Origin of the sequence: Streptomyces sp. NPDC086777, from assembly GCF_040702065.1 — a bacterium.
GTDB lineage: Bacteria > Actinomycetota > Actinomycetes > Streptomycetales > Streptomycetaceae > Streptomyces.
In genome coordinates this window covers 138727-164126 of record NZ_JBFBJI010000006.1, presented here as the reverse complement: position 1 = coordinate 164126, position 25400 = coordinate 138727, and the positions used below count along the sequence as shown (strand labels likewise).

Annotated in this window: 15 protein-coding genes and 1 pseudogene; 3 read left to right on the top strand and 13 right to left on the bottom strand. The window is 71.3% G+C overall.

Annotated features, from left to right (window positions below; translation table 11 throughout):
• Positions 1-7: 7 nt before the first annotated feature.
• The 5 genes from AB0472_RS11240 to AB0472_RS11220 form a co-directional block, all read right to left on the bottom strand.
• Positions 8-2986, bottom strand: a complete 2979-nt coding sequence (locus AB0472_RS11240; protein WP_366355428.1) for a glycoside hydrolase family 2 TIM barrel-domain containing protein — start codon at positions 2984-2986, stop codon at positions 8-10.
• 136 nt (positions 2987-3122) lie between these two features.
• Positions 3123-5849 (bottom strand): alpha-mannosidase, encoded by a 2727-nt coding sequence (locus AB0472_RS11235; RefSeq protein WP_366355426.1) that lies wholly within the window; start codon positions 5847-5849, stop codon positions 3123-3125.
• 41 nt (positions 5850-5890) lie between these two features.
• The gene (locus AB0472_RS11230) at positions 5891-6697 is read right to left on the bottom strand and encodes a carbohydrate ABC transporter permease (protein WP_366355709.1); all 807 of its coding nucleotides are present in this window, start codon (positions 6695-6697) and stop codon (positions 5891-5893) included.
• 47 nt (positions 6698-6744) lie between these two features.
• Complete coding sequence (locus AB0472_RS11225) at positions 6745-7692, bottom strand: sugar ABC transporter permease (protein WP_366355424.1); 948 nt, start codon at positions 7690-7692, stop codon at positions 6745-6747.
• Between the two features lie 7 nt (positions 7693-7699).
• Positions 7700-9034 carry an ABC transporter substrate-binding protein gene (locus tag AB0472_RS11220; RefSeq protein WP_366355423.1) on the bottom strand — a complete coding sequence of 445 codons (1335 nt, stop codon included), beginning with the start codon at positions 9032-9034 and terminating at the stop codon, positions 7700-7702.
• Positions 9035-9277: 243 nt separating this feature from the next.
• Here AB0472_RS11220 and AB0472_RS11215 point away from each other — a divergent pair, with 243 nt between their 5' ends.
• The gene (locus AB0472_RS11215) at positions 9278-10279 is read left to right on the top strand and encodes a LacI family DNA-binding transcriptional regulator (RefSeq protein WP_366355421.1); all 1002 of its coding nucleotides are present in this window, start codon (positions 9278-9280) and stop codon (positions 10277-10279) included.
• A gap of 132 nt (positions 10280-10411) precedes the next feature.
• Here AB0472_RS11215 and AB0472_RS11210 read toward each other — a convergent pair whose 3' ends face one another.
• Both AB0472_RS11210 and AB0472_RS11205 read right to left on the bottom strand, forming a co-directional pair.
• On the bottom strand, positions 10412-11653 hold the full coding sequence (locus tag AB0472_RS11210; protein ID WP_366355419.1) for a hypothetical protein: 1242 nt from the start codon (positions 11651-11653) through the stop codon (positions 10412-10414).
• Complete coding sequence (locus AB0472_RS11205) at positions 11650-13002, bottom strand: ThiF family adenylyltransferase (protein ID WP_366355418.1); 1353 nt, start codon at positions 13000-13002, stop codon at positions 11650-11652. The genes AB0472_RS11210 and AB0472_RS11205 overlap by 4 nt, the downstream gene beginning before the upstream one ends.
• A gap of 219 nt (positions 13003-13221) precedes the next feature.
• Here AB0472_RS11205 and AB0472_RS11200 point away from each other — a divergent pair, with 219 nt between their 5' ends.
• Entirely contained in the window at positions 13222-14541 is a 1320-nt protein-coding gene (locus AB0472_RS11200) for a M14 family zinc carboxypeptidase (protein ID WP_366355707.1), read from the top strand.
• Positions 14542-14827: 286 nt separating this feature from the next.
• Here AB0472_RS11200 and AB0472_RS11195 read toward each other — a convergent pair.
• The 6 genes and pseudogenes from AB0472_RS11195 to AB0472_RS11170 form a co-directional block, all read right to left on the bottom strand.
• Positions 14828-15066 (bottom strand): annotated as a pseudogene (locus AB0472_RS11195) (glycosyltransferase family 2 protein); the annotation flags it as partial.
• 29 nt (positions 15067-15095) lie between these two features.
• Positions 15096-16856: a glycogen debranching protein gene (locus AB0472_RS11190; protein ID WP_366355416.1), complete on the bottom strand. Its 1761-nt coding sequence runs from the start codon at positions 16854-16856 to the stop codon at positions 15096-15098.
• Positions 16857-16933: 77 nt separating this feature from the next.
• Positions 16934-17761, bottom strand: coding sequence for a carbohydrate ABC transporter permease (locus AB0472_RS11185; protein WP_366355414.1), 828 nt, complete (start codon positions 17759-17761; stop codon positions 16934-16936).
• 32 nt (positions 17762-17793) lie between these two features.
• Positions 17794-18774 carry a sugar ABC transporter permease gene (locus AB0472_RS11180; RefSeq protein ID WP_366355412.1) on the bottom strand — a complete coding sequence of 327 codons (981 nt, stop codon included), beginning with the start codon at positions 18772-18774 and terminating at the stop codon, positions 17794-17796.
• Between the two features lie 21 nt (positions 18775-18795).
• Complete coding sequence (locus AB0472_RS11175; protein WP_366355410.1) at positions 18796-20043, bottom strand: extracellular solute-binding protein; 1248 nt, start codon at positions 20041-20043, stop codon at positions 18796-18798.
• Positions 20044-20238: 195 nt separating this feature from the next.
• Positions 20239-21255, bottom strand: coding sequence for a LacI family DNA-binding transcriptional regulator (locus tag AB0472_RS11170; RefSeq protein WP_366355408.1), 1017 nt, complete (start codon positions 21253-21255; stop codon positions 20239-20241).
• Between the two features lie 445 nt (positions 21256-21700).
• Between AB0472_RS11170 and AB0472_RS11165 the strand changes: the two genes are divergently transcribed.
• Positions 21701-25351 carry a LamG-like jellyroll fold domain-containing protein gene (locus tag AB0472_RS11165; protein WP_366355406.1) on the top strand — a complete coding sequence of 1217 codons (3651 nt, stop codon included), beginning with the start codon at positions 21701-21703 and terminating at the stop codon, positions 25349-25351.
• Positions 25352-25400: the final 49 nt, after the last annotated feature.

Here is a 25400-nt window from a genome sequence, read left to right as displayed (position 1 = left end):
TCGCGACTCAGGCGCCTGCCGTGAAGCGGAGCCTGAGAGTGCGGGCCTCGGGGCGCAGGGCGAACTCCGGCCACACGTCCGGTCCGCAGGCGCGGGAGCCGAGGCCGTGCTGGGCGGCGTCGATGATGAGGTGGCTGGTGGCGGACTCCGGGAGTTCGTAGGGGTGGGCGGCCCGGTCGAGCTGCTGCGGGGTGTGGCGGGCGAGGGTGAAGCCGGGGCGCCGCCCGCGGGTGTCGGGGAGGGCGTCGATGTGGAGGACCTCGGTGTCGCCGCTGGTCAGCGTGAGCCGGCGCAGCCGGGAGCGGTGGCCGGTCTCCTGGGGGCGCGCGTAGTCCACCGAGAGGTCGCGGACGGTGGCCGAGAACCGGCCGGTGCGGGCCGCGCGGAGGCTGTCGGGGTAGGACTCCAGCGGGCCGAGGCCGAACCACTCGGCGCCGTCCACGGGGGCCGTACCGTCGGGCAGCTCGAAGCGGATCCCGATCCGCGGCCACACCGTCGCCCAGCCGCGCGAGGGCTCGATCTCGACGCGCAGTTCCAGTTCGCCGTCCTCGACCGACCAGACCGATTCGACCGTCACCGAGAGCGCAGAGTCCGCGGCGGAGACCCGGTCGACGGTGCGCAGGGCGTCCGTGGTGTGTTCCACGCCGATCCGGCGGGTGGTGAGGCGGTCGAGGCCGTCGCGGCGCCACAGGTCGGCGCTGGACACCCCGACCGCGCTGGCGTCGCTGCCCTCCAGCCGGTCGGCGGTGCCCTCGTCGTTGTCGGTCGGGGCCCGGAACAGTTCCAGCCGCGGTCCGGTGACGGGGCGTCCGGCGAGCCGGGTGAGGGAGCCGCCGGTGAACCCGGCGATGCCGAGGGTGCGGGTGCCCTCGCCGGGACGCCAGCCGGTGCGGGGCCGGACGGCGGGCACCGGTCGCCGTACCGAGCAGTCCAGCTGGGCGGTGGCGACCTGGTGCCCGGCGGGGGCCCAGGCGGTGTCCGTCGCCAGCACCGCCTCGACGGTCAGCCAGGTCTCGGCGTCCGCGGCCACCGCGACCGCGGGCAGCGGCACCCGTCCGGACTCACCCGCCGCGAGCAGCGGGGTGTCCAGCTCCCCCGTCTCGACGGGGCTGCCGTCGAACTCGACGCGCCAGCGGAACCGCAGGTCGGAGGTGTCGGCCGAGTGCCGCAGGTTGGTGATGTCGAGCTTGTCGCCGTCGAAGGCGAACCGGATCGGCTGCACCACCGCCTTGAACTCGTGGAGGCCGGGCGTCGGCACGTCGTCGCTGAGCACCATCCCGTCCATCACGAAGTTGCCGTCGTGCACGACCTCCCCGAAGTCGCCGCCGTAGGCGTAGTACGGCCTCCCGTCGGGGGCGCTGGCCAGGATGCCGTGGTCGCGCCACTCCCAGACGAAGCCGCCGTGCAGCCGCGGGTGGCGGTGGACCAGTTCCTCGTACTGGTCGAGGGCGCCCGGCCCGTTGCCCATCGCGTGCGCGTACTCGCAGAGCAGGAACGGCCTGGTGCGCTGCCGGGCGCCCTGGGCCGGGGTGCAGCCGAGCAGCGGGGCGGTGGAGCCGTCGGTGCCGATCTGCTCGGTCTCCGGCACGGTCGCGTACATCCGGGAGTAGACGTCGGTGTACTCGCCCGTGTAGTCGCCCTCGTAGTGGACGGGGCGCTCGGGGTCGCGGGCGTGCACCCAGGCCGCCATGGCGGCGAGGTTGGCTCCGGTGCCGGCCTCGTTGCCCAGCGACCACATGACGACGCCGGGGTGGTTCTTGTCCCGTTCGACGGTGCGCTCGATGCGGTCCAGGCAGGCCGCGCGCCAGGCCGGGTCGTCGGTGGGGTTGCCGGTCCAGCCGGTCTTCTCGAAGCCGTGGGTCTCCAGGTCGCACTCGAGGACGACCCAGAAGCCGAGTTCGTCGGCGAGGTCGAGCAGCCGGGGGTGCGGCGGGTAGTGGCTGGTGCGGATGGCGTTCACGTTGAACCGCTTCATCCGGGCCAGGTCGGCGCGCGCGTGCGCCTCGTCGAAGACCCGGCCGCGCACGGGGTGGGCCTCGTGCCGGTTCATGCCGTGGAAGACGACCTTGCGGCCGTTGACCAGGAACTGGTCGCCGCGGATCTCCACCGTGCGGAAACCGGCCCGCAGGGCGATGCTCTCGGTGGCCGAGGACACGGTCACGTCGTACAGCCGGGGCACCTCGGCCGACCAGGGCTGCACCTCCGGGACGTCGACGGGCGCCACGTCGGCCGCCGTCTCCCAGACCTGCTCCACGCCCAGTTCGGGGATGCGCAGGGTGACCGGGAACGCGGCCGGACCGGCGGTGACCTCCGCCTCGACGCGGCCGCGCCCGTTGTCGTACCCGGTGCGCAGCCAGACGTCCTCGATGCCTCCGGCCGGGCGGGCGAGCAGGGTGACGTCCCGGAAGATGCCCGGCAGCCACCACTGGTCCTGGTCCTCCAGGTAGCTGGCGGCCGACCACTGGTGGACGCGGACGGCGACGACGTTGTCGCCGGGGCGCACGGCGGAGGTCACGTCGAACTCGTGGGCCAGCCGGCTGCCGCTCGCGCTGCCGATCTCGACGCCGTTGACCCACACCTTGAACAGCGACTCCACGCCGTCGAACCGGAGCAGGACGCGCTCGGCGTCCGGCCAGCCGGCGGGGAGGTCGAAGTGGCGGCGGTAGTCGCCGGTGGGGTTCTCGTCCGGGACGTGCGGCGGGTCGATCGGGAACGGGAACTGGATGTTCGTGTACGCCGGCCGGCCGTGGGCGCCGTCGCCCTCCAGCACCCAGTGCGCGGGCACCGGGATGCTGTCCCAGCCCCGGTCGTCGAAGTCCTCGGCGCCGAACTCCGCGGCCACGGCCGCCGTGGGCGACAGCCGGAAGCGCCAGGGGCCGTTCAGCGAGAGGGCGGGGGCGTCGGAGTGCAGCCAGGACCGGGCCGGGCGCAGGGCACCGTGCCAGGGGGCGGGGTCCGATACGTACGCGGTGAGCTCGGAGGACAAGACGCACAACTTTCTTGAGACGAGGGGCGACAGCGCCCCCTCAGGGGCGCCGGGGGTACCCCCGGCCGAAGGCTGGGGGTAGGAACTGCGCGACCAGCCACGACTGCGCCGCAGACAGCAGACAGCAGATCGCGGCCTACCCGCGGAGCACCACCGTGCGGATCTCCCAGGGGCCGAGGTCGAGTTCGAGCCCGTTGCGGACCGGTTCGGGGGCGAGCGGCCGGCCGAGCAGATCGACCGTGGTGGCCTCCGTGAACGCCCCGGTCACGCGCACGCTCGTCGCGGTGTCCCGCATCGCCACCAGCCGGAGTTCGGTGCCGGGCCCGTGCTCGGCGTCGGTGATCCGGCGGATGCTCGACACGTGCACGTCCCGGCCCTCGACGTGCAGGCCTGCCGCGTCCGGGGGCAACGGGGCGCCCGCGGGCGCGGTGCCGCGGGTGACGAGGGCGTCGCTGCGGAACTCCTCGGCGCGGGCGACCGCGTCGGCGCCCGGCCGGCCGGCTGCCCAGGGCAGCACGGCGAACCGGTTCTCGATGCGCATGCCCAGGTCCTGGGCGCCGGGTGCCGGGATCTCGCTCGCGGCGGGTTCGTCGCGCAGGGGGTGGATGTTGACGCTGATGGAGCCGATGGCACGCAGCAGGGTGACGGCGAGGGCGGAGCCGCCGTCGACGAGTTCGTACTCGGCGGAGTGGTCGAGCAGGACGGTGGCCGGGCCCGCCGTCACGAAGGTGCTCGCCGGGAAGGTCGGCAGGGGGTACTCGCCCCAGCCGCCCTCGGCGGTCAGGCCGCGCTCGGTGACCGCGAACTGCCCGGCCGACGCGGACGTGGTGACGGGCAGCGGCAGCGGCACGTGCAGGCGCAGCCGGTGGTCGGCGGACCGGTTCAGGAACGACGTGCAGACCCGGACGAAGGGCTCGCCCGCGCGGACCTCCACCAGCATGTCCACGGGGGTCGGGACGGTACGGCCGCCGCGCCGGTCCCGGTCGCCGTCGGCGAGCGCCTCCGGCCACTCGTAGACGCGGGTGACGCGCAACCGGGCCCGCAGCGGGCCGGTCTCGAGGAGTTCGACCGCGACCCGGGCCGGCTCGTGGACGAGTACGTCGTGGGCGGGCGGGGCGTAGTTGTAGCTGTCGCCGCGGTCGCCGCCGTCCACCAGGCGGCCGACGCCCGACAGGACGGTGCCGTCGGCGCCGGTCACGTCCAGGGTGCCGTCCGCGGCGACGGCGACCTCGACCAGGCCGTTGGAGAGGCTGTCCGCCGTCGCCGTCGCGCCCCGCTGCGCGGGGGCCGCGGGCAGGTCGCCGGTGCCGACCCGGAAGGCGGCCAGCCCGGCGGCGGGGACGGGGACGGCCACCAGCGCGGTGGCCCGGGCCTGGGCCAGGGTTCGTACCCGCCACTCCCCCGGGTGCGCGACGGCCGCGGCGGCGACCTCGCCGCGCAGGGTCATCAGGTCGAAGGAGCCTTCCGGGACCTCGGCGAGGTGGAAGACCAGGGAGTTCGGGGTGAGTTCGTAACCGTTGATCAGCAGGCCGAACAGCTCGCGGCGGTGGATACGGCGCAGCACGCGCTCCAGCTCGGAGGCGTCCAGCCGCTCGTCGCTGAGGACGGTCGGGGCCTGGGAGACCAGCTGCACCGGGTGCGCCGCGCCGTCGGCGGTGGTCGCGACCAGCGTGCCGCCCTCCGGAGCGGCCACCACGTCGACCTCGACCAGTGCGGTACGGGGCGACGGCAGCGGGTTGGCGACCAGGTAGGCGTCGCTGGGCACCCCGGCGGCAGGCTCGGCGAGGGCCGCGTCGCGGACGGCGCGGGCGGCCTGCGCGGCCTCGGCCAGGCGGGCGGCGACCTGGTCGCAGGTCTCGTCGGTGCCGGAGCCGACCACCGAGTCGTGCGCGGTGGACTCGATGATCTTGTGCCAGGCGAGGTCGAGGAAGGTGGCGTCGTCGCGGCCGGACCACAGGGCGTTCATCCGCTCGGCGTGGTCGACGGTCCGCTCGGCGGCGGCCATCCGCTGCTTGAGCCCGAGCCGCACGGAGAGCACGCCGGGGAGGATGTTGCCCCGTACGTGGCTGCGCAGCTCACCGGTGACGACGGCCGTGACGTCGTCCCGTACGTGCTTGCGGACGTACTCGTCGAGGGTGGCGACGGTGATCGGCCGCTCCTCGTCGGAGGCCCTGCGCAGCCAGTCCGCGAGCCGCGGGTCGGGCGCGTTGTGGTCGGTGCCGGCCATGGCGAGCACCGGGTCGCCGCCCCAGCGCTGCGCCGTCATCTCGGCGTACTCGGCCAGCGCGCTGCGGATCCGGTCCGGCACCAGCAGGACGTCGAGGCCGTTGTCGTACCCGTCGAAGAGGAACTCGGTGCGTACCTCGGAGCCGTCGGGGGCGCGCCAGCGGAAGGCGTGTCCGTCGACCGTGCCGGGCACCCCGCGCCACAGCGCCGCGTGCTCGATGCCGGCCCGGGCCAGGATCTGCGGCATCTGCGCGACGTGGCCGAACATGTCCGGGAGGTAGCCGATCGGCATGGCCCCGCCGAGCCGTTCGGCGGCCGCCCATCCCATCCGGAGGTTGCGGACGATGGTCTCGCCGGAGCAGAGGAATTCGTCGAGCAGGATCAGCCAGGGCCCGACGGCCAGCCGGCCCTCGCGGACCAGGGCGGCGACCCGGTCGCGGTTCTCGGGCCGCATCTCCAGGTAGTCCTCGACGGCGGCCATCTGGCCGTCGACGGTGAACCGGAAGTCCGGGTCGGCCTCGGCCGTCTCCAGCACGGTGTCGAGGGCGGTGACGAGGCGGTGCCGGAACACCTGGAACGGCTCGTACCACTCCCGGTCCCAGTGGAAGTGGGGCACGAAGACAGCCGGGTTGGGCATGGTGGGGAACACCTTCTGTGCGAGGGGCTGTGCGTGGGGGGTCACTTGAGGGAACCGGCGGCCAGGCCGGTGCGCCAGAACCGCTGGAGGAGGATGAACACGACGATCACCGGCAGGATCGACACCAGCGAGCCGGTGATGATGGACTCCTGGAGCAGCGGGGAGCGGGCGGTCTGGCCGTTCCACTCGTACAGGCCGAGCGTGATCGGGAAGAGCGACTCCTTCTGCAGCATGACCATCGGCAGGAAGAAGTTGTTCCAGATGGCCACGAACTGGAACAGGAAGATGGTCACCAGGGCCGGTGTCATCAGCCGGAAGCCCACCGAGAAGAAGATCCTGAACTCGCCGGCACCGTCCAGCCGCGCCGACTCGATCAGCTCCTGCGGCACCGAGGCGTTGGCGAAGATCCGCGCGAGGTAGACGCCGAACGGGCTGACGATGCTGGGCAGGAACACCGCGAGATAGGTGTTGACGAGCCCGGTCGCCGAGAACAGCAGGAACAGCGGCAGGGCGAGCGCGGTGGTGGGCACCAGGACGCCGCCGAGGATGACGGAGAACAGGAACTCCCGGCCGCGGAACCGGAACTTGGCGAGGGCGTAGCCGCACAGCGCGGAGATCAGGGTGCCCACGGCCGCGCCCAGCACCGCGTACAGGACGGTGTTGAGGGCCCAGCGGCCGAAGATGCCGTCGTTGCGGGTGAACAGGGTGTGCAGGTTGCCGAACAGGTTGAAGTGCGAGAACGCCAGGCCGTTGGTGGCGGCGAGGTCGCCCTGGGGCTTGGTCGCGGCGACGACCAGGAAGTACACCGGCAGCAGGAAGTAGACGGCCAGGAGCAGCATCAGCCCCATGGCGGCGGTACGGCTGACCCGGCTCTCGCGGTTGACGGTCGGTGTGCTCACAGTCCGGCCTTCTTCGAGGTCAGTCGCATGAACCCGAAGCTCAAGACGAAGGTGATGACGGCGATGACCACCGAGATGGCCGCGGCCTGCTGGTAGTTGTTCCCCGAGGCCACCGTGTAGGCGAGCATGTTCGGCGTGAACGTGCTGGAGATGTTCGAGGAGATCTGCCGCAGCACGGCCGGCTCGGCGTACAGCTGGAGCGTGCCGATGATCGAGAAGACGGTGGTCAGCACGATCGACGGCGCGATGATGGGCACCTTGATCCGCCACGCGATCGTCCAGTTGGAGGCGCCGTCGAGCTTGGCGGCCTCGTAGAGCTCCTGCGGGATCGACTGCAGCGCCGAGAACATGATCAGCATGTTGTAGCCGGTCCACAGCCAGGTGGAGACGTTCGCCGCCGACCAGAGCACGGCGCCGGGGCCGAGGAAGTCGGGGTGCAGCCCGATGCCGTTCAGCAGGTCGACGACCGGGCTGAGCTGGGGCGAGTAGAGGTACGACCACATGATCGCGGCGATCACGCCGGGTACCGCGTACGGCATGAACGCGACGATGCGGAAGAGCCCCTTGGCCCGCAGCAGGGGCGTGTCGAGGAGCAGCGCGATGATCAGGGCCACGAAGAGCATGACCGGCACCTGCACGATGCCGAACAGTCCGATGCGGCCGATGCTGGACCAGAACTCGGTGTTCTGGAGTACCTGCCCGTACTGCTCGAAGCCGCCGAAGGTCGTGTACGACGTGCCGTACTGGCCGCCGGAGCGGCGCACGACGCGGAAGCTCTGCCAGAGGGCGTAGCCGACCGGCACCAGGTAGAACAGCAGGAAGGGCAGGAAGAACGGGGTCACGAAGGCGGCGACGGTGGCCGCCCTGGGGCCGCCGCCGTTCGGGCGACGGCGGCCCCAGGGCGTGGTTCGCACGCCGGCCGAGCGGGTTGCGAAGTCGGTCATACCGCGGTCACTTGCCCGCCGTCGCCGGGATCGCCTGGTCCTTCATCGACTTCAGCGCGGCCGCCTGCGCGGTCGCGAGCGCGTCGCTGAGGGTGCCGCTGCCTGCCGCGGCCTTGGCCATCGCGTCCTGGAGGGCCAGGTTCACGGTCTTCTGCGTGGGGCCCCAGGCGAAACTGGTGTCGATCTTCTTGGAGGCGTCGGCGAAGACGTCGAAGATCTTCTCGTTGTTGTAGTACGGCACTCCCTGCTGCAGCGCGGGCAGGTCGAGGCCGGCGGTGGCCGCCGGGTAGAGCCCGCCCAGCTTGTTCTCCAGCGCCAGGGCGTCCGGGTCGGTGTTCAGCCAGGTGTTGAACTCGACGGACTCGTAGAGGTGCTTGCCGCCCTTCATGAACGCGACGGTGGAGCCGCCCCAGTCACCGGAGGCGCCGTTCGCGCCCCACGTCGGCATCGGGACGATCGACCACTTCCCGGCCTGCTTGGGCAGGTTGTCGCGGAACATGCTGTAGCCCCAGCCGGCGCCGACGTAGGTGGCGAGCTGGTCCTTCTGGTATGCCGCGTACATCTGCGTCGAACCGTGCGCGAGGTCGGTGCGCACGACCTTCTCGGAGATCAGCTTCTGCCAGTAGTCCGCGACCTGCTTGCTCTGCGCCGAGTCGACGCTGACCTGCCACTTGTCGCCGGAGTAGCCGTACATCCTGGCGTCGTTCTGCCAGAGGAGCCCGTTGAACCACTCGGCGTTGTTCGGGTCGAAGAACGTGATGTCGAGGCTCGGGTCCGCCTTGTGCAGCTTCTCGGCGGCCGCCGCGTACTCGTCCCAGGTCGTGGGGACGGCGACGCCGTACTTCTTGAAGAGGTCGCTGCGGACGTACAGCGCCATCGGGCCGGTGTCCTGCGGGATCGCGAACACGCCGGTGCCGCCGAAGCTGGTCTGCGACCAGGTCCACGGGACGAACTTCGACTTGGCCGCGGTGGCGGCCTTGCAGGCGGAGGCGTCCACGAAGGCGCTCTGGGTGCGCAGGTCGGGCAGTTCGTCGTAGCCGACCTGGGCGAGGTCCGGGGCCTTGTCCGCCTTGAGGGCGTTGCCGAGGGTGCCGTACTGGTCGTTGGAGATGTTCTTCGTCTGGACCTGGATGTCCGGGTGCTTCTTGTTCCACAGGTCGACGACCTTGTCCATGCCCGGAACGGTGTTCCAGTACTGGAGGGTGACCTTGCCCTTCGCGGGCTCGCAGGAGGAGGCGGACGCCTTGTCCGACGAACCGGACGAGGAACACCCGGCGAGTACGACGATGCCTGCGGTCGCCGCTGCTGCGACGAGGCGGGTGCGCGTGGTTGTGCTTCTCATATCTTCCGTTCCAGAGAACGCCTGGTTACGGGCCCAGGCGGGGTCGACGTTGACACCTGGAGGCGGATGCCTTCTGGTTGGAATCAGGTTCCGTGAGCGGTAACGTGAGCGCTCACGGGAGCGGTAACGGGAGCGATTGGGAGTGTGGGCTTCCGAACGCCGGAGTGTCAAGGTTTCAACGCACCGGGGCATACTCGGTGTCCCTGCGACGCTGGCGCGTCGGCAATTACGCGGAGGTGAGTGATGGCGTCGTCGGGGACCGGACCCCGCAGGGTCACGATCGACGATGTGGCCGAGGCCGCGGGCGTGTCCCGGCAGACCGTGTCACGGGCGCTGAACGACAAGGGTGAGATCGGCGCCTCCACCAAACAGCGTGTGCTCGACACCGCCCAGGCACTCGGCTACCGGCCGAGCCGGTTCGCCCGGGGGCTCGTCCGGCAGGACACCATAAGCGTCGGCCTCGTGATCCCCGACCTGCTCAACCCGTTCTTCACCGAGGTCGCCGCGGCCGCGCTGGAGGCGGCCCGGGACCGCGGCTGGCACGTCGTCGTGTACGACACCGGCGACCGGGCCGAGGAGGAGCGGGGCACGCTGGAGGTGATCGCCGCCCAGGTCGACGCCGTCGTGGGCTACCTCAGCCTGCCCGAGGACGAGATCGACAAGCTGACCCGGGGCCTTCCCGTGGTGCTGATCGACCGCGAGCACCGCACCCAGCGGTTCAGCTCGATCCGCATCGACGGCGAGAGCGGCGTGCACGCGGCGATCAGGCACCTGACCGCCGCGGGGCACCGGCACATCGGCATGCTCGAACACGCCGAACGGTCCGAACCGAGCATCCGGCATCGATGGTTCGACGCCGCGATGTCCGCGTGCGGACTGGACTCGGACTCCGTGGCCCGCGCCGACCAGAGCGTCGAGGGCGGGGAGAGCGCCCTTCAGGAACTCCTCGCCGGGCACCCGGACCTGACGGCCGTCTTCACCTTCAACGACATCATCGCCATAGGGGCGCTGCGCGCCGCACGCAAGCTCGGCAGGCAGGTCCCCCGGGACCTCGCCGTGATCGGCTTCGACGGTCTGCAGCTGGGCACCCTGGTCGACCCCCCGCTGACCACGGTGGCCCTGGACACCCGCCGCCTCGGGGCGCTCACCGTCGAACAGGCGGCCCGCCTGCTCACCGGCAGCGAGCCGCTCCCTGTCGACCAGCTGGTGGTGGGGGCGGAGCTGCGGGTGCGGGAGTCGGGGTAGCGGGCGCTGCCGCGCTCGCCGGTGTGCTGGAGACCGGGCAGCTCCTCAGCACGTCCGGCTGGTTGCGCCGGCCTCGACGGCGCCGTCGTGATCACCGGCCGGGAAGCCCCTGGGGACGGTCGGCCTCCGCCGTCAGTCCGGGCGGTTCCGGCCGGGTCCGCGCGAGCGGCGGTTGCGCCACCGGGTGACCAGCCACAGGACGTTGACGCCGCCGAGGGTGACCAGCACCGCCGCGGAGTCGGCGTTGGCCGCAAGGCCGTGGCCGGGACCCAGTCCGCGGGCCGCACGGACCAGCAGGGTGACGTCGGCGGGCAGGGTGACGGCCGCCATGAAGGCCAGGCAGGCCGCCGTCCCGGCCACGAGGACGACGCTGTAGAGGCGGACTGCCCGGCGCTCGTGCGCGGGCAGCCGGACGCTCGGGTCACCGGCGGCACCGCCGCCCGGCCCCCGCCTTGTCCGCCGGAACACGTACCGGACGTAGGCGAGCCCGTCGCCGTACAGGTCCCGGCAGCCGGTGAGGTCCTGGAGGACGAAGTACAGGTCGGTCCGGGTGAACACCATGAACTGGAAGGGCAGCGGCAGCAGCGCCAGCAGCAGGGCCGCGGCCAGCAGCCGGTGGGCCGTCGTCGCGGGGTCCGTGCGGGCGAGGACCAGGAGCACGGCCGACGCGACGGAGAGGTTGAGGGCGATGCCGGCCAGGTAGGCCGTCAGCCGGTGCCGGCGGGGTGCCAGCTCGATGCCGCTGACGTCGGTCTGCATGACGAGGAACTGGAGCCGGGTGCCCAGCCGTATCCGTCCCGGCACCCCCGCCGCGCGGGCGGTGACCAGGTGCGCCAGCTCGTGGGCCAGCACCAGCGTCCAGCCCGCGGCCGCCCCGGTGAGCAGGACCAGGCTGCCGTGCGGGCTCCACAACAGGTCGCGGTAGCCGGGGAGCAGATCGGGGCGGCGGGCGAGGACGACGCCGGCCGCCAGCAGCAGTGCTCCGACGAGCACGGGCAGCGCCGGGTGCAGGGCGTACCGGACGTGGTGGGGACGCAGCCACGGCAAGGACGCCCGCGGCGGGTCGGTGTCCGGGACCGGGTGGTCCCCGATCCGCGCCACGAACCCCAGGGCCGCCAGGTCTCGGACGAAGTCCGGTATGTCGAGTTCCTCACCGGTCTCGGCCCGCAGGACCTCCGCGGTGCGGGCCATGCTCAGCCCCTCGCCCAGCAGTGCCACCGCGCGTGCGCCGACCGCCGGCAGGGCGACGAAGGTCCGGGTGGCCATGCGGCCGACGATCCACTCGTCCCGGTCCTGCCGCATCCCGAGGTCGTGCAGCAGGACACGGGCCGACGGCTCGATCGGCGCCGGGTCCCGCGCCGCGCTGTCCGTCACGGGAGGTCCCCGGCCGACTCGGACTCCCCTGCCGACTCGGCCGTCCCGGGCGGCCCTGCCGTGCCTGCCACCCGGGGCGTCCCTGCCGTCCCTGCCGTACCGCAGGCGGGGCAGTCGGGGCGGCGCTCCGAGCGCTGCATGAGCGGGTCGCCGGGCATCATGAGGTTCAGGCCGGACCGGTATCCGGGTTCGATCGGCGGGATCCCGCACAGCAGCATGAGCGCGGCATGGGCCAGCAGGCTGCCGGACAGGCCCGCGGTCACGGCGTTGACCGGGTTCCACGGCATGCGGGGCGAGGCGACCTCCTCGTCCTGGCCGGGCGCCAGCCGCAGATCGCGCCGCTCGATCTCGGCGCTGCGCAGGCACTCCCAGCACGCGCCCCGGCCGGGCGTGAAGACCCCGACGCTCACCAGCGGGCCGCGGTAACCGGCTTCGGCCCACGGCGTGCCGGTGGCCAGGCAGACCTGGTTGGCCCATCTGCGGATCACCGGGGGCCGGTCGGCGGCCAGGAGGAGCACGTCGTACCCCGAGCCGCCGACCGAGCCGCCGACCGGACCGCCCACCGGACCGCCGACCGATCCGCCCACCGAGCCGCCGACCGATCCGCGCACCGGACCGCCTGCAGCCCCGTCGGCGGAGTCGCCGCCCGAGTCGTCCGCGGCACCGGCGAGCAGGTCTTCGAGGTCCGCCGGGCCGCACACCTCGCGGCGCTCGCCGGTGACCGTCGTGTCCGAGTTCAGGGCGCGCAGCGCCGCCAGGGCCGCGTCGATCTTGGGCGTACCGAGGTCGCGCTCGCGGAAGAGGGTCTGCCGGTTGAGGTTGGACAGTTCGACGACGTCCGGTTCCACGCAGTGCAGCCGTCCCACCCCGGAGGCCACCAGGTCCCGGGCGGCGGCGCCGCCGGTGCCGCCGACGCCGACCAGCAGCACCCGGGCCCGGCGCAGCCGGAGCTGCGGCTCCCAGGCACTCTCCCTGGGCCGCAGGTCCATCCAGCGCAGCAGGGCCATGCCCCTGCCGTAGCGTTCGCGTTCCCGCGCGGACAGCTCCGCGGGCGGTGCGGCGCCGTGGTCCTCCACGTATCCGGCCGTGGCCAGGTCCGTCATCGCCTGGACGATGTCCGGTGCCGGCAGCCGCAGTTCAGGGTGGCGGCGGGACACCTCGGCGACGATGTCCGCGGTGTCCCGCGTCCCGTCCATGGCCTCGACCAGCGTCCACACCCAGCCGTCGGGGTCGCGGACCTCGGCGCCGATGCCGTGCACGACGCTCCCGATCCGGACGTGGCCGTCGACGGTCCGGTAGGCCCGGTGTTCCGGCTTGATCCGGGGCCGCCGCATGGTGCGCACCGTCATCTTCGCGCCAATCTCGTCAGTCCCAACCACCCGCACAAAAACGGACGTTGACAAGAGTTGTCGGACGAGCCAACTCTGACAAGAGCACCTCGACCACGGCAGACACAGCCGGTGACAGGAGGAAAGGCATGGCCAACAAGATCGAGATACGGCCGCTCGACAAGAAGGAGACCACCAGCGACAGCGGTGGCAACGGCGGGTCGTGATCAGACGCGGATGATGGACCGGTACCTCACGGTCGCGGAAGTCACCGACTCGGCGCGGCGGCTGGTGTCCCGACACCCGGGAGCCGTCCGGCTGCGCCGGATCGGGACGTCCCGCGCGGGCCGCCCGATCGAGATGCTGTCCGTGGGACACGGACCGCGGCACGCCCTGGTGGTGGCCCGCCCGCACCCCGACGAGCCGGTCGGCGGTACGACCGCACTCGCCCTGGCGGAGCAGGTGGCACGCGGCGACCAGGCGTCCCCGGCGACCGATCCCGACCTCGTCACCTGGGACATCGTCCTGTGCCTCGACCCGGACGGCGCCGCCCTGAGCCAGGGGCTCGAGGAGGCCACGGCAGGGCCCGCACCCTCCGTGTACGACTACTACCGCACCGCCTACCGCCCGGTCGGGGCGGAGCAGCCGGAGTGGGCGCCGATCGAGTCGCGGCAACTCCCCGAGAGCCAGGCGCTGTTCGACGTGATCGACGAGCTACGGCCGTTCCTCCAGTGCTCCCTGCACGGCGTCGAGGCGGGCGGCGGCTGGGTCCAGCTGACCGGCGCCCTGCCGGGACTCGCCGCCCCCTTCCGGACCTCCGCGGCGGAGCTCGGCATCCCGGTCCAGCGCGGCACGTTCGACGCCCTGTACTGGGAGAACCCCGGCCCCGGGATCTACGTCCTGCCACCGCCACAGAGCACGGCGCGGCTGGCGGCGGGTTCCGAGAACATCGGCCTGTCCACCTGGTGCGCCCCGCAGCGGTACGGCGGCGTCACCGCGATCGTCGAAGTGCCCATGTGGGCGAGCGACCTGGCCGCCGACCCGTCCCCGCACCCGGATGCCGCCGGCGCGCTGCGCGACCTGGCTGCCCTGGTACGGCACGGCGGACGTCAGGTGACCGCCGTACTCGACAAGGCCCGCGGCTTCCTGCCGCCGCCCCGGGTCAGCCCGCCCCGCCGGGTCCTGGAGTGGATGGCCGACGGCCTCTACGACCTGGTCGCCGACTCCTGGGAGCCCCTCGCCCGCCAGGCCGCCGACGACCCACGGGGGGTGACGACGGCCCAGGTCTGCGCCCTGGACGTCGTGGCCCGGCGCCAGCCGCTCCGCGCCGCGGGCCTCCTGTTGCGCCTGCTCGGGGCGGCGGACCACCCCGCCGCCCCGGACCTGCACCGCGACCTGGACGACCTCTTCACCACCTGGTGCACGGACTTCGCGCACTCCCTGCGGCTGCGCCGCACACCCGTCCACCACCAGGTGGCACTCCAGACCCGAACAACCCTGACAGCCGCCGAAACCGCACTGGCGACGGGGCCGGTCGAAGGCGGTGCTCAGAGCAGGTGACCGACCGGGCCCCGTTGCCGCCGACCGATACGGCGGCCGAATGAACGTAGCGCCTTCCTCCAGCGGCTGGGCCGCCTCCCTCCGCCCCCGAGCCGCCATCTCGTCACCCGGCAACTGTTGGCCGCCCGGACGGTGGACGAGGCAGGTGGCCGCCCGGCCCTCGCGGAGCGGGGCGATCGCGTCAACCGTGAGCAGGTGGACAGGGCAGTTCGAGTCCGCCACGCGTTGACCGTCTCGTGGTCCGCTTCTCACCGAGTCGCCACGGTTGAGCCATGACGGCGCTGCCCGTGTTGCGGATGCCGTGGCCCCGGCGCGTTGTGGCGTCCCTGACGACCGACGGCTGATGACGGGCCGTCAAGTGATCGGCGTAGGTCAGCCACCAGCCGGCGGCGGCGGGGACAGCGGCGAGCTGCTTCTCCTCGCCGCCGAGCACCGGTCGGGGGTGGAGGCGCCCGCGGCCCTGAAGGCGTCGGCGCGCAGTACCGTCGCCGCAGCCAGGAAGGAGCCGAGTGCCGGTCCTGGGAGCCCACCCGCTCCTGGGCTCTCCCCCCGGGTCAGGCGACGGTGTCGTCGGTCCCGGTGCCCGCAAGGCGGAGGTGATGGTCACGGGCGAGCAGGAGGTAGCTGCTCGCGGTCCACGTGTAGGCGCGGTCACGCAGGCCGGTGCCGGTCAGGGCGTCGAAGTTCTCGGCGAACCCATGGGTCTCGCACAGGGCGCGGAAGCGGGCGCTGATGTCGTCCGCCAGCCGGAGATGGCCGGCGCGGCGCAGGCCGTCCTCGACGAGGACGGTGGCGGGGGCCCAGATCGGGCCGCGCCAGTAGCCGTCGGCCACGTAGTGCGGGGAGGTGGTCAGCTCGGTGGCGAGGCCGTACGGGGTCAGGTGGGCCGTGATGTGGTCGGCCAGCGCGCTGGTGACCTCGGCCGGCAGGTGCTCGCCCAGCGCGATGGGCATCAGGTCGAGGAGACTGGCACTGCTCCAGGTCTCCCCGGTACCGGCCGAGCGCGCGACGAACCTCTCTCCGGTCCAGAGCTGGTCGAGCAGCGCCTCCTGGATCTCCTCGGCCACCCCCGCCCACCGGCTCACCTCGTCCGGTCTGTCCAACTCTTCTGCCAACGTCACGAGTTCACGGAGCTGGAGGACGAGGAAGGCGGTGAGGTCCGCGGTGACGACCACCCGCCCGGGGTCGAAGGTGGTGGCGTTGTCCCACCCGCTGTCGTTGCCGTGCTGGTAGTAGGGCAGTTCGGCGCCGGGCGCGCGCCGCACGGTGAGCCAGAAGCCGGTCCAGCGCTCCAGGCGCTCGTACACCTCGGTCAGTTCGGCCCGGCCCAGGGGGGTCGGCAGACTGCGCCGCAGGTGGCCGAAGGCCCAGCCGTGGATGGGCGGCTTGACGAAGTTGTAGAGGACTTCCGAGTGGGTGACCGAGTCCGGCAGGGCGCCGCTCTCGTCCTGGTGGTCGAAGGGCAGGTGGAACTGGTCCCAGGCCAGCTCCGGCGCACCCGACGCCAGGGCGAGGGCGTTGAAGCAGTGGTCCCAGCTCCAGACCTTGTCCATCCAGTGCTTGGACATCAGCACGCCCGGCCGGGTGACCAGGCCCTTCGCCGCCACGGTCGCCGACCAGACGACGTAGGCAGCGAGTTCCGCGGCGGGGGTGGCTTCCGAACGCCAGGGCGCCACCGCGTCCACGAAAGCCGCGAACGCTCCCCGCGCGGCCGACGCGATGTCGTCGAAGGACGCCGAGGATGCGTAGGGCGGGCGAGCGGTGTCGAGTTCCTCGACCGCGACCTCCCAGCCGCCGTCCGCTTCCGCTGTCACGGTGACACCGCGGTCGCTGCTGCCCAGGGCCTGGTCTCCGGGCGTGTGCGCGAGGGTGCCGGACAGCACGGTGACCCGGTAGCGGCGGCCGGTCTCGTACGAGGTGAAGACGTGCGCGTTCGCGGCCGGGTCGTGGAAGAAGTACGTTCCGCTGAACGGGGTGAGGGTCCGTACGGCGGCGAAGACGCCGAAGTCCAGGCCGCTGCCCCGAAGGCGTACGGTGTCCGGGGCCTCGTAGGCGAGCTCGACGCGCCCGCTCTCGCCGGCCCAGCCGAGCAGGCCCGGTGTCGCCTCGACGCGGGTCTCGGCCCGCCCGCCTCCCACCGGGTCCAGGGGAACCAGGCGCAGGACACCGTGCATGCCGTTCTGGTGCGAGACGAGGTGGAGGTCCTCCGCATACGTCTTCTCCGCGATCACGGGCGAGATGTCGAACCAGGATCCGTACGCGCTGAACGGGATGTCGTGGACGGAGAAGGCCGGGCCGGACAGTGCGGCGGTCATGTGGTGTGACTCGTTTCTCGATCAGGGGTTCCGGCCGGCCGGCGCGGGAGGGCGGCCGGCGTGGCGGGTCGGGGGACTCAGTCCTTGACGGCGCCGGTGGTCACACCGGCCGCCACATAGCGCTGGGCGACGACGAGAATGACCGCGGCGGGCAGTGACGCCACGACGGCGGTGGCCATGATGGCGTTCCACTGCTGGTTGTTGTTGCCGATGTAGTGGTAGATGCCGAGGGTGATCGGCTCCTGGGCGCCGCCGTTGACCAGGGTGTTGGCGAAGACGAAGTCGGACCAGGACCACAGGAAAGCGAACAACGAGACCGTGACGACGGCGTTGCGGCTCATCGGCAGGACGATCGACCAGAAGGTCCGCAGGGCCCTCGCTCCGTCCATCTGCGCGGCCTGGAGCAGCTCGCCGGGAATGCCCGACATGAAGGCGGTGAAGATCAGCACCGCGAAGGGGACGGCCAGAGTGGAGTCGGCGACGATCAGGCCGGGCACGGACTGGAGCAGGCCGAGCTGGAGGTAGACGGCGTAGAAGCCCATCGCCATGATGATCCCGGGGATCATCTGCGCGGCCAGCAGGACGAAGCTCAGCACGCCGCCGCCGCGCGGGCGCAGCTTGGCCAGGGCGTAACCGGCGGGCGCGGCCAGGACGACGGTCAGCAGGACGGTACCGAGGGCGACCACGAGGCTGGTGCCGAGGTAGGGCAACTGCTCGTCGAGGACGGAGCGGTAGCCGGCCAGGGTGCCGTGGGTCGGGAACAGGTCCGGCGGACTCTTGCGCATGTCCTGGTCGCGGGTGAGGGACACATTGATCATCCAGTAGACCGGGAAGAGCATGACCCCGGTCAACAGCAGGCCGACGGCCGTCTTCCAGCCTGTCTTCGTGACAGCGCCCGTCTTCATGACAGCGCCTGCTTTCATGACAGCGCCTGCTTTCATGACAGGGCCTGCTTTCGCTGGACTCGGACATAGATCAGGCCGAACACCAGAGCGGCGACCACGAGCAGGTTGCCGACGGCCGCACCCGGGCCGAAGGCCGGCAGGAGATTGCCGAAGCCGAGCTGGTAGGACCAGGTGGCGAAGGTGGTCGACGAGTCCGCCGGGCCGCCCTTGGTCATGATCCAGATGATGTCGAAGACCTTGAGGGTGTAGACGAGGCCCAGCAGCAGCGTGATGGCGGAGACCGGCCGCAGCAGCGGGAAGGTGATGCGCCAGAAGCGCTGCCAGGCGTTCGCGCCGTCGAGGGCGGCGGCCTCGTACAGCGATCCGGGGATGGACTGCAGACCGCTGTAGAGCACGACCAGGTTGAAGGGGACGCCGATCCAGATGTTCGCGATGATCACCGAGGTGAGCGACCAGGACGGCGAGGTCAGCCAGTTCACCGGCCCGATGCCGACGGCGTGCAGGAAGGCATTGACCACACCCGAGTCGCTGTTGAGCATCCACGACCAGGTGGAGGCGGAGACGATCAGCGGCAGCAGCCACGGGACCAGGAACAGGGCGCGGAGCGTGGCCGAGAGCCGGAAGTTCTGGTTGAAGAAGACCGCGAGGGCGAGCCCGACTGCGTACTGGAAGACCAGGCATGCGGCGGTGAAGACCGCGGTGTGCAGCAGGGCCGGCGCGAAGACCGGGTCGTCGAAGACCTTCCGGTAGTTCGCCAGGCCCGTGAACGGCGCGTCGCCCTGGACGAAGGAGCGGACGGTGTAGTCGCGCAGACTCAGGTCGAGGTTGCGGTAGAGCGGATAGGCGTAGAAGAGGGCGAGGTAGAGGGTGACCGGGGCGAGGAAGCCCCAGGCGGCCCACTGCGGGGAGGCCGGACGGCGCCGTTCTCGCGCGGCCCGGGTCGAGGGGGCGGTGGCCGCCCCGACCCGGTCGAGCGCGGACCGGCGGTCCGGGAACTGTTTCGTGTCGTTCATCTGCGGACCGCGAATCCCTGGTTACTTGACGGCCGACTGCGCCTCGGACAGCGCGTCCTTGGGCGACTTGGAGCCGCTGAGAGCGGCCTGGACGGCCTTCCACATCTGCTCGGAGATCTTCGGGTACTTGGTGCCCAGGTCGTCGCTGGTACGGCCCTTGGCCGCCCGGACGGCCTCGACCCACGGCTTCAGGTCGGCGTTCGCGGCCACCTGCTTGTCCTGGACCTCGCTGGTGGGGGCGACGTAGGACAGCGTGGTGTCGGTTTTGTAGAGGGCGTCGCCGCTGGTCAGGCAAGTGACCAGCTTCTGGGACGTGCCGTAGCGGGCGGAGTCCTTCTGGACCGGGACGGTCACGAACTCGCCACCGGTGGGGGCCGCGGCGTTGCCGCCCTCGGCGGCGGGGACGGGAATCACCCCGTAGGCGAAGCCGGCCTTCTTGGCGTTGGCGAGCTGCCAGGTGCCGTTCTCGCTGAACGCGTAGTCACCGCTGGCGAACTCCTGCCAGCTGGTGGTCTGGGTGTTGTTGAGCACCGAGTTCGGGGCGTAGCCCTTGTCGAGCCAGCCCTTCCACAGGGACAGCGCGGTGACGCCCTGCGCGGAGTCGAGTGCGGTGAGCTTCGCGTCCGAGCCCCAGAACCACGGCAGGAACTGGAAGCTGCCCTCCTCGGTACCGATCGCCGAGAAGGTGATGCCCTTCTTGCCCGCCTTCTTGACCTTCGCCAGCGCCGCCGTCAGCGACTCCCAGTCCTTGACCGAGGAGATGTCCACGCCGGCCTTCTTCAGCACCTCCTTGTTGTAGTAGAGGGCCAGGGTGTTGGCGCCGATCGGTGTGCCGTAGGTCTTGCCGCCGGACTGGCCGGCCGCGAGCAGGTTGGCATCGGTCTTGGAGGTGTCCAGCTTGTTGTCGTCGGTCGTGGTGAGCACGCCCGCCTCGGCGAGGGTCGACACCACCGGGTTGTCGACGATGAGGACGTCCGGGGAGTTGCCCTGCTGGGCCGCCAGCAGGGTCTTGTTGGCCAGGTCGCTGGTGTCGAAGGCCGTCCGCTTGATCTTCACGCCCGCCTTGGTGCCGCACTGGTCCAGCAGCTTCGCCCAGTCCGAGCCTTTGGCGAACTGCGGGTACGGGTCCCAGACCGTGTACGTGCCGCCGGCCGCGTCCTTCGATCCGGAGCTTCCAGAGCCGGAGGAGCAGGCGGTGGCGCTGACGGCCACGGCCAGGGTGGTCAGGGCCACGGCGGTCAGACGGCGTTGTCTGGAGGTGCTGTGCATGGCAGGTCCTTCGCTTTTCGGCACGGGTGTGCCGTGACAGGGTGACGGGGGTGGGCCGGAGCACGCCGAAGGCGTCTGTGAAGGATGCGGGTGCTCGGTGCGCTGGGACGGAGACGCCCGCGAGTCGTGGTGGGCGGTGCGCCCGTGGGTCGAGGTCGGGAGTGTGGTGGAGTCGGGAGGCCCGGGCCTTCGGCCTCAGGGGGTACCGAAGACCGGCCCGGTGCTGGCCCGCAGGGAGATCGGCGGTGCGAGCAGGTGGTTCCGGGCCGGAGCGCCGGGGTCGTCCAGCCGCTCGACGAGGAGGTCGACGGCGAGACGGCCCATCTCCTCCGCCGGTACGTCGGCGGCGGTGAGCTGCGGTGTCACCGTCTCCGCCCACCGGCCGGCGACGACCCCGGTGACGGAGAAGTCGCGCGGCACATGGCGGCCCGCCTGGGCGAGCCCCCGGTAGAGACCGCCGAGCGCGGCCTCGTTCAGCGTGACCAGCCCCGAGGTGGCCGGGTCGTCCCGCAGGATCCGTTCCAGGCACGCTTGCCCCGAGGCGGCGTCGTCCCCGCAGTTGTACGTCCGCACGGTCAGCCCGCGTTCGGCCGCGGCCTTGGTGAAGCCGTCCAGGCCACGGTGCGCGGACTCGTAGCCGGCCCGCAGCAGTTGCTCGGGACGGTTGACGAAGGCGACCCTGCGGTGGCCGAGGTCCGCCAGGTGGTGGACGCACGCCTCCACCAGCGCGGTGTGGTCCAGGCCCACCCACCAGCCGCCCTCCGGGTCGGCGGTACGGCCGATGGCGACGGAGGGGAAGCCCAGCTCGGCCAGGTGGTCGACCCGGTCGTCCGCGAGCCTGATCTCCATGAGGATCGCGCCGTCGACGCGCCGTTCCCCCAGCAGCCGCTGGAATGAACGGTCGCTGTCCACGCCGCTGGGAGACAGCAGCACGTCGTAGTCGTAGGCCGCGGCGGCCTCGACCACGCTGCCGATGAAGTCCAGCTGCATGCCGGTGTAGTGGTTGCCGGCCGGCGGGAAGACCAGGCCGATCGTGCTGGTCCGGCCGTTGGCCAGGGCGCGGGCACTGGCGTTCGGGCGGTAGCCCAAATCGTCGATGACCTGCTGGATCTTCCGGCGGGTGTCGTCCGAGACCGGGCGCTTGCCGCTCAGCGCGTAGGACACAGTGCTCCGCGAGACACCGGCCCGCCGGGCGATCTCACCGATGTTCACGGAGAACTCCTTCTTCGAACCGGTTCGAGAGAACCAGCCCGGTCGTCGAACCGGTTCGCGTGAAGTGAAGTTAGGAACAAGCCGGACGGCTGTCAATACCCGGAGCGGCACTTTCCGTAAAAGCACGAAAACCCCAACGCCACATGAGTTTCACCGACTTCGCTTGTGTCAGAGGTATTGCTGCGAGATTTCCTCGGTGCTAGCTTCCTGCGAACCGGTTCGATGAAGTGATCCTTCCGGCGGCGGGAGCCCATCCCGCACGCTCCTTTGGAACGCGGGGCGCCGCCATCCGGCCAAGCCCTCACCTCGGGGGCGTATGCAATCGAACCGATTCGACAACGCGTCACCTCGGATCCTCCTCACCGACAACGGCATGCGGACCAGCAGCCGGGGGCCGAGGCGGGCCGACCGGGACCCGTCACCCAGAGGATCGAGGACACACCCCATGCCATCCGCTGACAGATCAGCCCGGCGCCGGCCCCCGGCCGCCGCGGCGCTGGCCCTGTGCGCGGGCCTGCTGGCCACGCCGGCCGTCCCCGCACACGCGGCCGACACGCCCCAGCCCACGGCCCACTACACCTTCGACAAGGACGACCTCGCGTCCGGGAAGATCAGCGACAGCTCCGGCAACGGCCTGACGGCGACCCTGGTCAACGCCTCCAACGCGCAGTCCGTCGAGGGCGCGAGCGGCGGCAAGGCGCTGTTCCTGCCCGGCGGTTCGCCCACCTCCGACGGCTCGTACGTCCGCCTGCCCCGTGACGTGGTCGGCGACGCGAACGACCTGACGGTCTCGGCCCGCGTGAAGTGGAGCGACGACAAGTCGGCCTGGCAGCGGATCTTCGACCTGGGCACCGACACCGACAAGTACCTCTTCACCACCCCCTCCAACGGCGGGGTGCTGCGCACCGCCGTGACCACAGGCGGAGGGGGCGCGGAGGCACAGGTCTCCGGGTACGCGGCGCTGCCCGCCGACGGCTGGCGGACGGTCACCGTCACCCTGGACACCGCCGCCGGACGCCTGACGACCTACCTCGACGGCGTGGCGGTGTCCTCCGCCGCAACGAGCGTCAAGGCCAGCGAACTGCTGGACAGTTCGGCCACGGCCGCCGGTTACATCGGCAAGTCCTTCTACTCGGATCCGCTGCTCAAGGGCGCGATCGACGACTTCACGGTGTGGCACTCGGCGCTGAGCGCCGAGCAGGTGGCGGGTGTGGTCGGCGACGTTCCCACGCTCCAGGCACTGTCACAGACGTCCTTCGAGGGCCGCACCACCACCGGGACGGCCCCCTCCCTGCCCGCATCGGTCCGCTCCTCCTACTCGGACGGCTACGACCGTGACACGCCGATCGTCTGGGACGCCGTACCGGCCGAGAAGTACGCCCGGCCAGGCACGTTCACGGTGGCGGGCACAGCGGCCGGACGCACGGTGCAGGCGACCGTCACCGTGGTCCACGAGGGACAGCTCACCGTCGGCCTCGGCTCGGACACCGGCTCCTTCCACGGCGGCGCCTCCGGCAGCCTCTACGGCGTGTACGGACCGGACGTCCCCACCGACAACCTCATCGAGGGCATGGGCCTGCGCACGGTCTCCACGAAGGCGCAGGACGGCCCGCAGCACCCGGGTGCCGACGCGCTGGATGTGGTGAAGCCGCTGGCCGACTCCACCAACGGTGACGTGTACATCTACATGACGGACATCCACCGCGGGTTCCCGTACGAGTGGCCGGGCGACACCCCCGCGGAGAAGCTCAAGCTCTACGAGGGGAAGATCGCCAAGCAGGTCGACCAGGTCCTCCAGTTGCCGAAGCAGTATCAGGACAACATCGTCTTCGTGCCGTTCAACGAGCCCGAGGGCAACATGTTCGGCACCGGCGACTGGAGCTACGACAAGGTCAGCTGGCTCGACGACCCCAAGGACTTCTTCGCCGCCTGGGACTCCGCCTACAAGCTCATCAAGGGCAAGATGCCCGACGCCCGCATAGCCGGCCCCAACACCAGTGTCCTGTTCGACCAGGTGAAGGGCTTCCTCGCGCACAGCCTGGCCGCCGGCACCCTCCCGGACGTCATCACCTGGCACGAGCTGAGCCATCCGGAGGCGGTGCGCCAGAGCGTCGCCAAGTACCGGGCGTGGGAGAAGGACCTGTTCAAGGGCACCGACCGGGAGGGCACCCAACTCCCCATCAACATCAACGAGTACGCCTTCAACTACCACACCTCGGTGCCCGGCCAGATGATCCAGTGGGTCTCCGCGATCGAGGACTCCAAGGTGGACGCCGACATCGCGTACTGGAACATCGACGGCAACCTCTCCGACTCCGCCGTACAGTCCAACCGCGGCAACGGCCAGTGGTGGCTGCTCAACTCGTACGCGTCGATGAGCGGCCACACGGTGGCGGTGACCCCGCCGTTCCCGGGTGAGAACTACACCATGCAGGGAGTGGCCACGCTCGACGAGAAGAAGAAGCAGACGCGGCTGCTCTTCGGCGGCTCCACCGGCAAGGGCCACATCACCTTCGCCGGCGTCCCGAAGAAGGTCTTCGGCAAGACCGTCCACGCCTGGGTGCGCGAGATCGACTGGAGCGGGCAGGTCGGCGACAACTCCGGCCCGAAACTGGTCACGGAGACGAACCTCAAGGTCGGTGCCGACGGCACGGTCGTCGTGGACTTCGGCGACGGCACTCTGCCGGCGCTCAAGGAATCATCGGCGTACGAGATCGTCCTCAGCCCGGCCGGGAAGGCGAAGGCCGCGCAGTCATCGCCCGTACGCTGGCAGGGTTCGTACGAGGCGGAGGACGCGGCCCACACCGGGTCCGGCTACTCCAGGAACGGCCCCGAGGGATCGACGAGCGACGTCTCGAAGTTCTACACCTCCGGCGGCTACGACGTGGGCGGCCTGCGCACCGGCTCGGACGTCACGCTCGACTTCAGCGTGGACGTGCCCGAGGACGGCACCTACGACCTGAGTGTCTTCGCCAACTCCCTCAACACCTACGACAAGGTGAAGGAACAAGGCCCCACCAACGTCTTCCTGCGGGTGGACGGACAGGCGGACAGCGAAAAGGAGCTGTATCTGCCGCTCGGCTACAAGTGGGTGGTGTGGGACCACACCGACACCAAGGTCCGTCTCACCAAGGGCAAGCACACCCTGACGCTCGCCGCGCAGAGCCTCGACGGCAAGGGCGCCACCAAGGGCGACGCGATCGTCGACCGCCTCACCCTGTCCCTGCCGAACGCCTCCGCCGGCACTCAGGTGTACGAGGGTGAACTGGCCTGGCTCAGCGGCGGGGCTCGTCCCGTCTACGACCTGCCCAAGCGTGCGGCCACCGGATCGGGCGCGGCCCGGCTCCCGAAGAACGGGACGGCGACCTTCTGGGTCTACTCCCCCGCCGACCGCGAGGCCACCCTCCGCGTCGACACCCTCGGCGGCTCGGACGCCCGGGTCCTCGTCAACGGACATGACGTGCTGCGGCTGTCCAAGGACAGGCGCGCGGTGGCGGTCTCCCTTTCGGGCGGCCTCAACAAGGTCACGGTGACCGGCGGTTCCGGCGCCACCATCGTCGACCGCCTGACGGTCACCCCGACCGAGGGCGCCCTCAGGACACGGACGTACGAGGCACAGGACGCCAAGCTCACCGGCTCGGCCACCCTGACCCCGCTGTCACTCGCCACCGACGGCACGGCGATCACCGGGATCGGCGGCGACCCGGGCAACGACAACACCGCCACGTTCACCGTCGCCGCGGACAAGGCCGGCCTGTACGCGCTGCGCGTCCGCTACTCCAACCCCGAGCAGTCCGAGGCCACCCACTACAACCCGGACCCGCTCGCCCGCCACGCCGACATCTCCGTCAACGGCGGCGCGATCCAGCGGGTCACCTTCCCGCACACCTTCCACCAGAACGACTTCTGGGAACTGACCGTCCCCGTCCAGCTCAAGAAGGGACAGAACACGCTCGCCTTCCGCTCCGAGGAACTGCCGGACTTCGACGGCACGACCTACGCCTCGGACACCTTCCCCGGCGTACTGCTCCGCTCGCGCTACGCCCCGCTGATCGACCGGATCGCGGTGGCGCCGTACGCGGAGGGGGTGCGATGAGGCCTGCACCGGTGGCGAGGTGACGCGCGCGAAGACCGGGTAGCGGGGC

Coding starts and splice junctions, on each gene's coding strand:
- AB0472_RS11235 (WP_366355426.1), bottom strand. CDS start 5,849: ATGCCCAACCCGGCTGTCTTCGTGCCCCACTTCCACTGGGACCGGGAG.
- AB0472_RS11205 (WP_366355418.1), bottom strand. CDS start 13,002: ATGACGGTGCGCACCATGCGGCGGCCCCGGATCAAGCCGGAACACCGG.
- AB0472_RS11230 (WP_366355709.1), bottom strand. CDS start 6,697: ATGGGGCTGATGCTGCTCCTGGCCGTCTACTTCCTGCTGCCGGTGTAC.
- AB0472_RS11220 (WP_366355423.1), bottom strand. CDS start 9,034: ATGAGAAGCACAACCACGCGCACCCGCCTCGTCGCAGCAGCGGCGACC.
- AB0472_RS11225 (WP_366355424.1), bottom strand. CDS start 7,692: ATGACCGACTTCGCAACCCGCTCGGCCGGCGTGCGAACCACGCCCTGG.
- AB0472_RS11180 (WP_366355412.1), bottom strand. CDS start 18,774: ATGAACGACACGAAACAGTTCCCGGACCGCCGGTCCGCGCTCGACCGG.
- AB0472_RS11190 (WP_366355416.1), bottom strand. CDS start 16,856: ATGACCGCCGCACTGTCCGGCCCGGCCTTCTCCGTCCACGACATCCCG.
- AB0472_RS11175 (WP_366355410.1), bottom strand. CDS start 20,043: ATGCACAGCACCTCCAGACAACGCCGTCTGACCGCCGTGGCCCTGACC.
- AB0472_RS11200 (WP_366355707.1), top strand. CDS start 13,222: ATGGACCGGTACCTCACGGTCGCGGAAGTCACCGACTCGGCGCGGCGG.
- AB0472_RS11185 (WP_366355414.1), bottom strand. CDS start 17,761: ATGAAGACGGGCGCTGTCACGAAGACAGGCTGGAAGACGGCCGTCGGC.
- AB0472_RS11165 (WP_366355406.1), top strand. CDS start 21,701: ATGCCATCCGCTGACAGATCAGCCCGGCGCCGGCCCCCGGCCGCCGCG.
- AB0472_RS11215 (WP_366355421.1), top strand. CDS start 9,278: ATGGCGTCGTCGGGGACCGGACCCCGCAGGGTCACGATCGACGATGTG.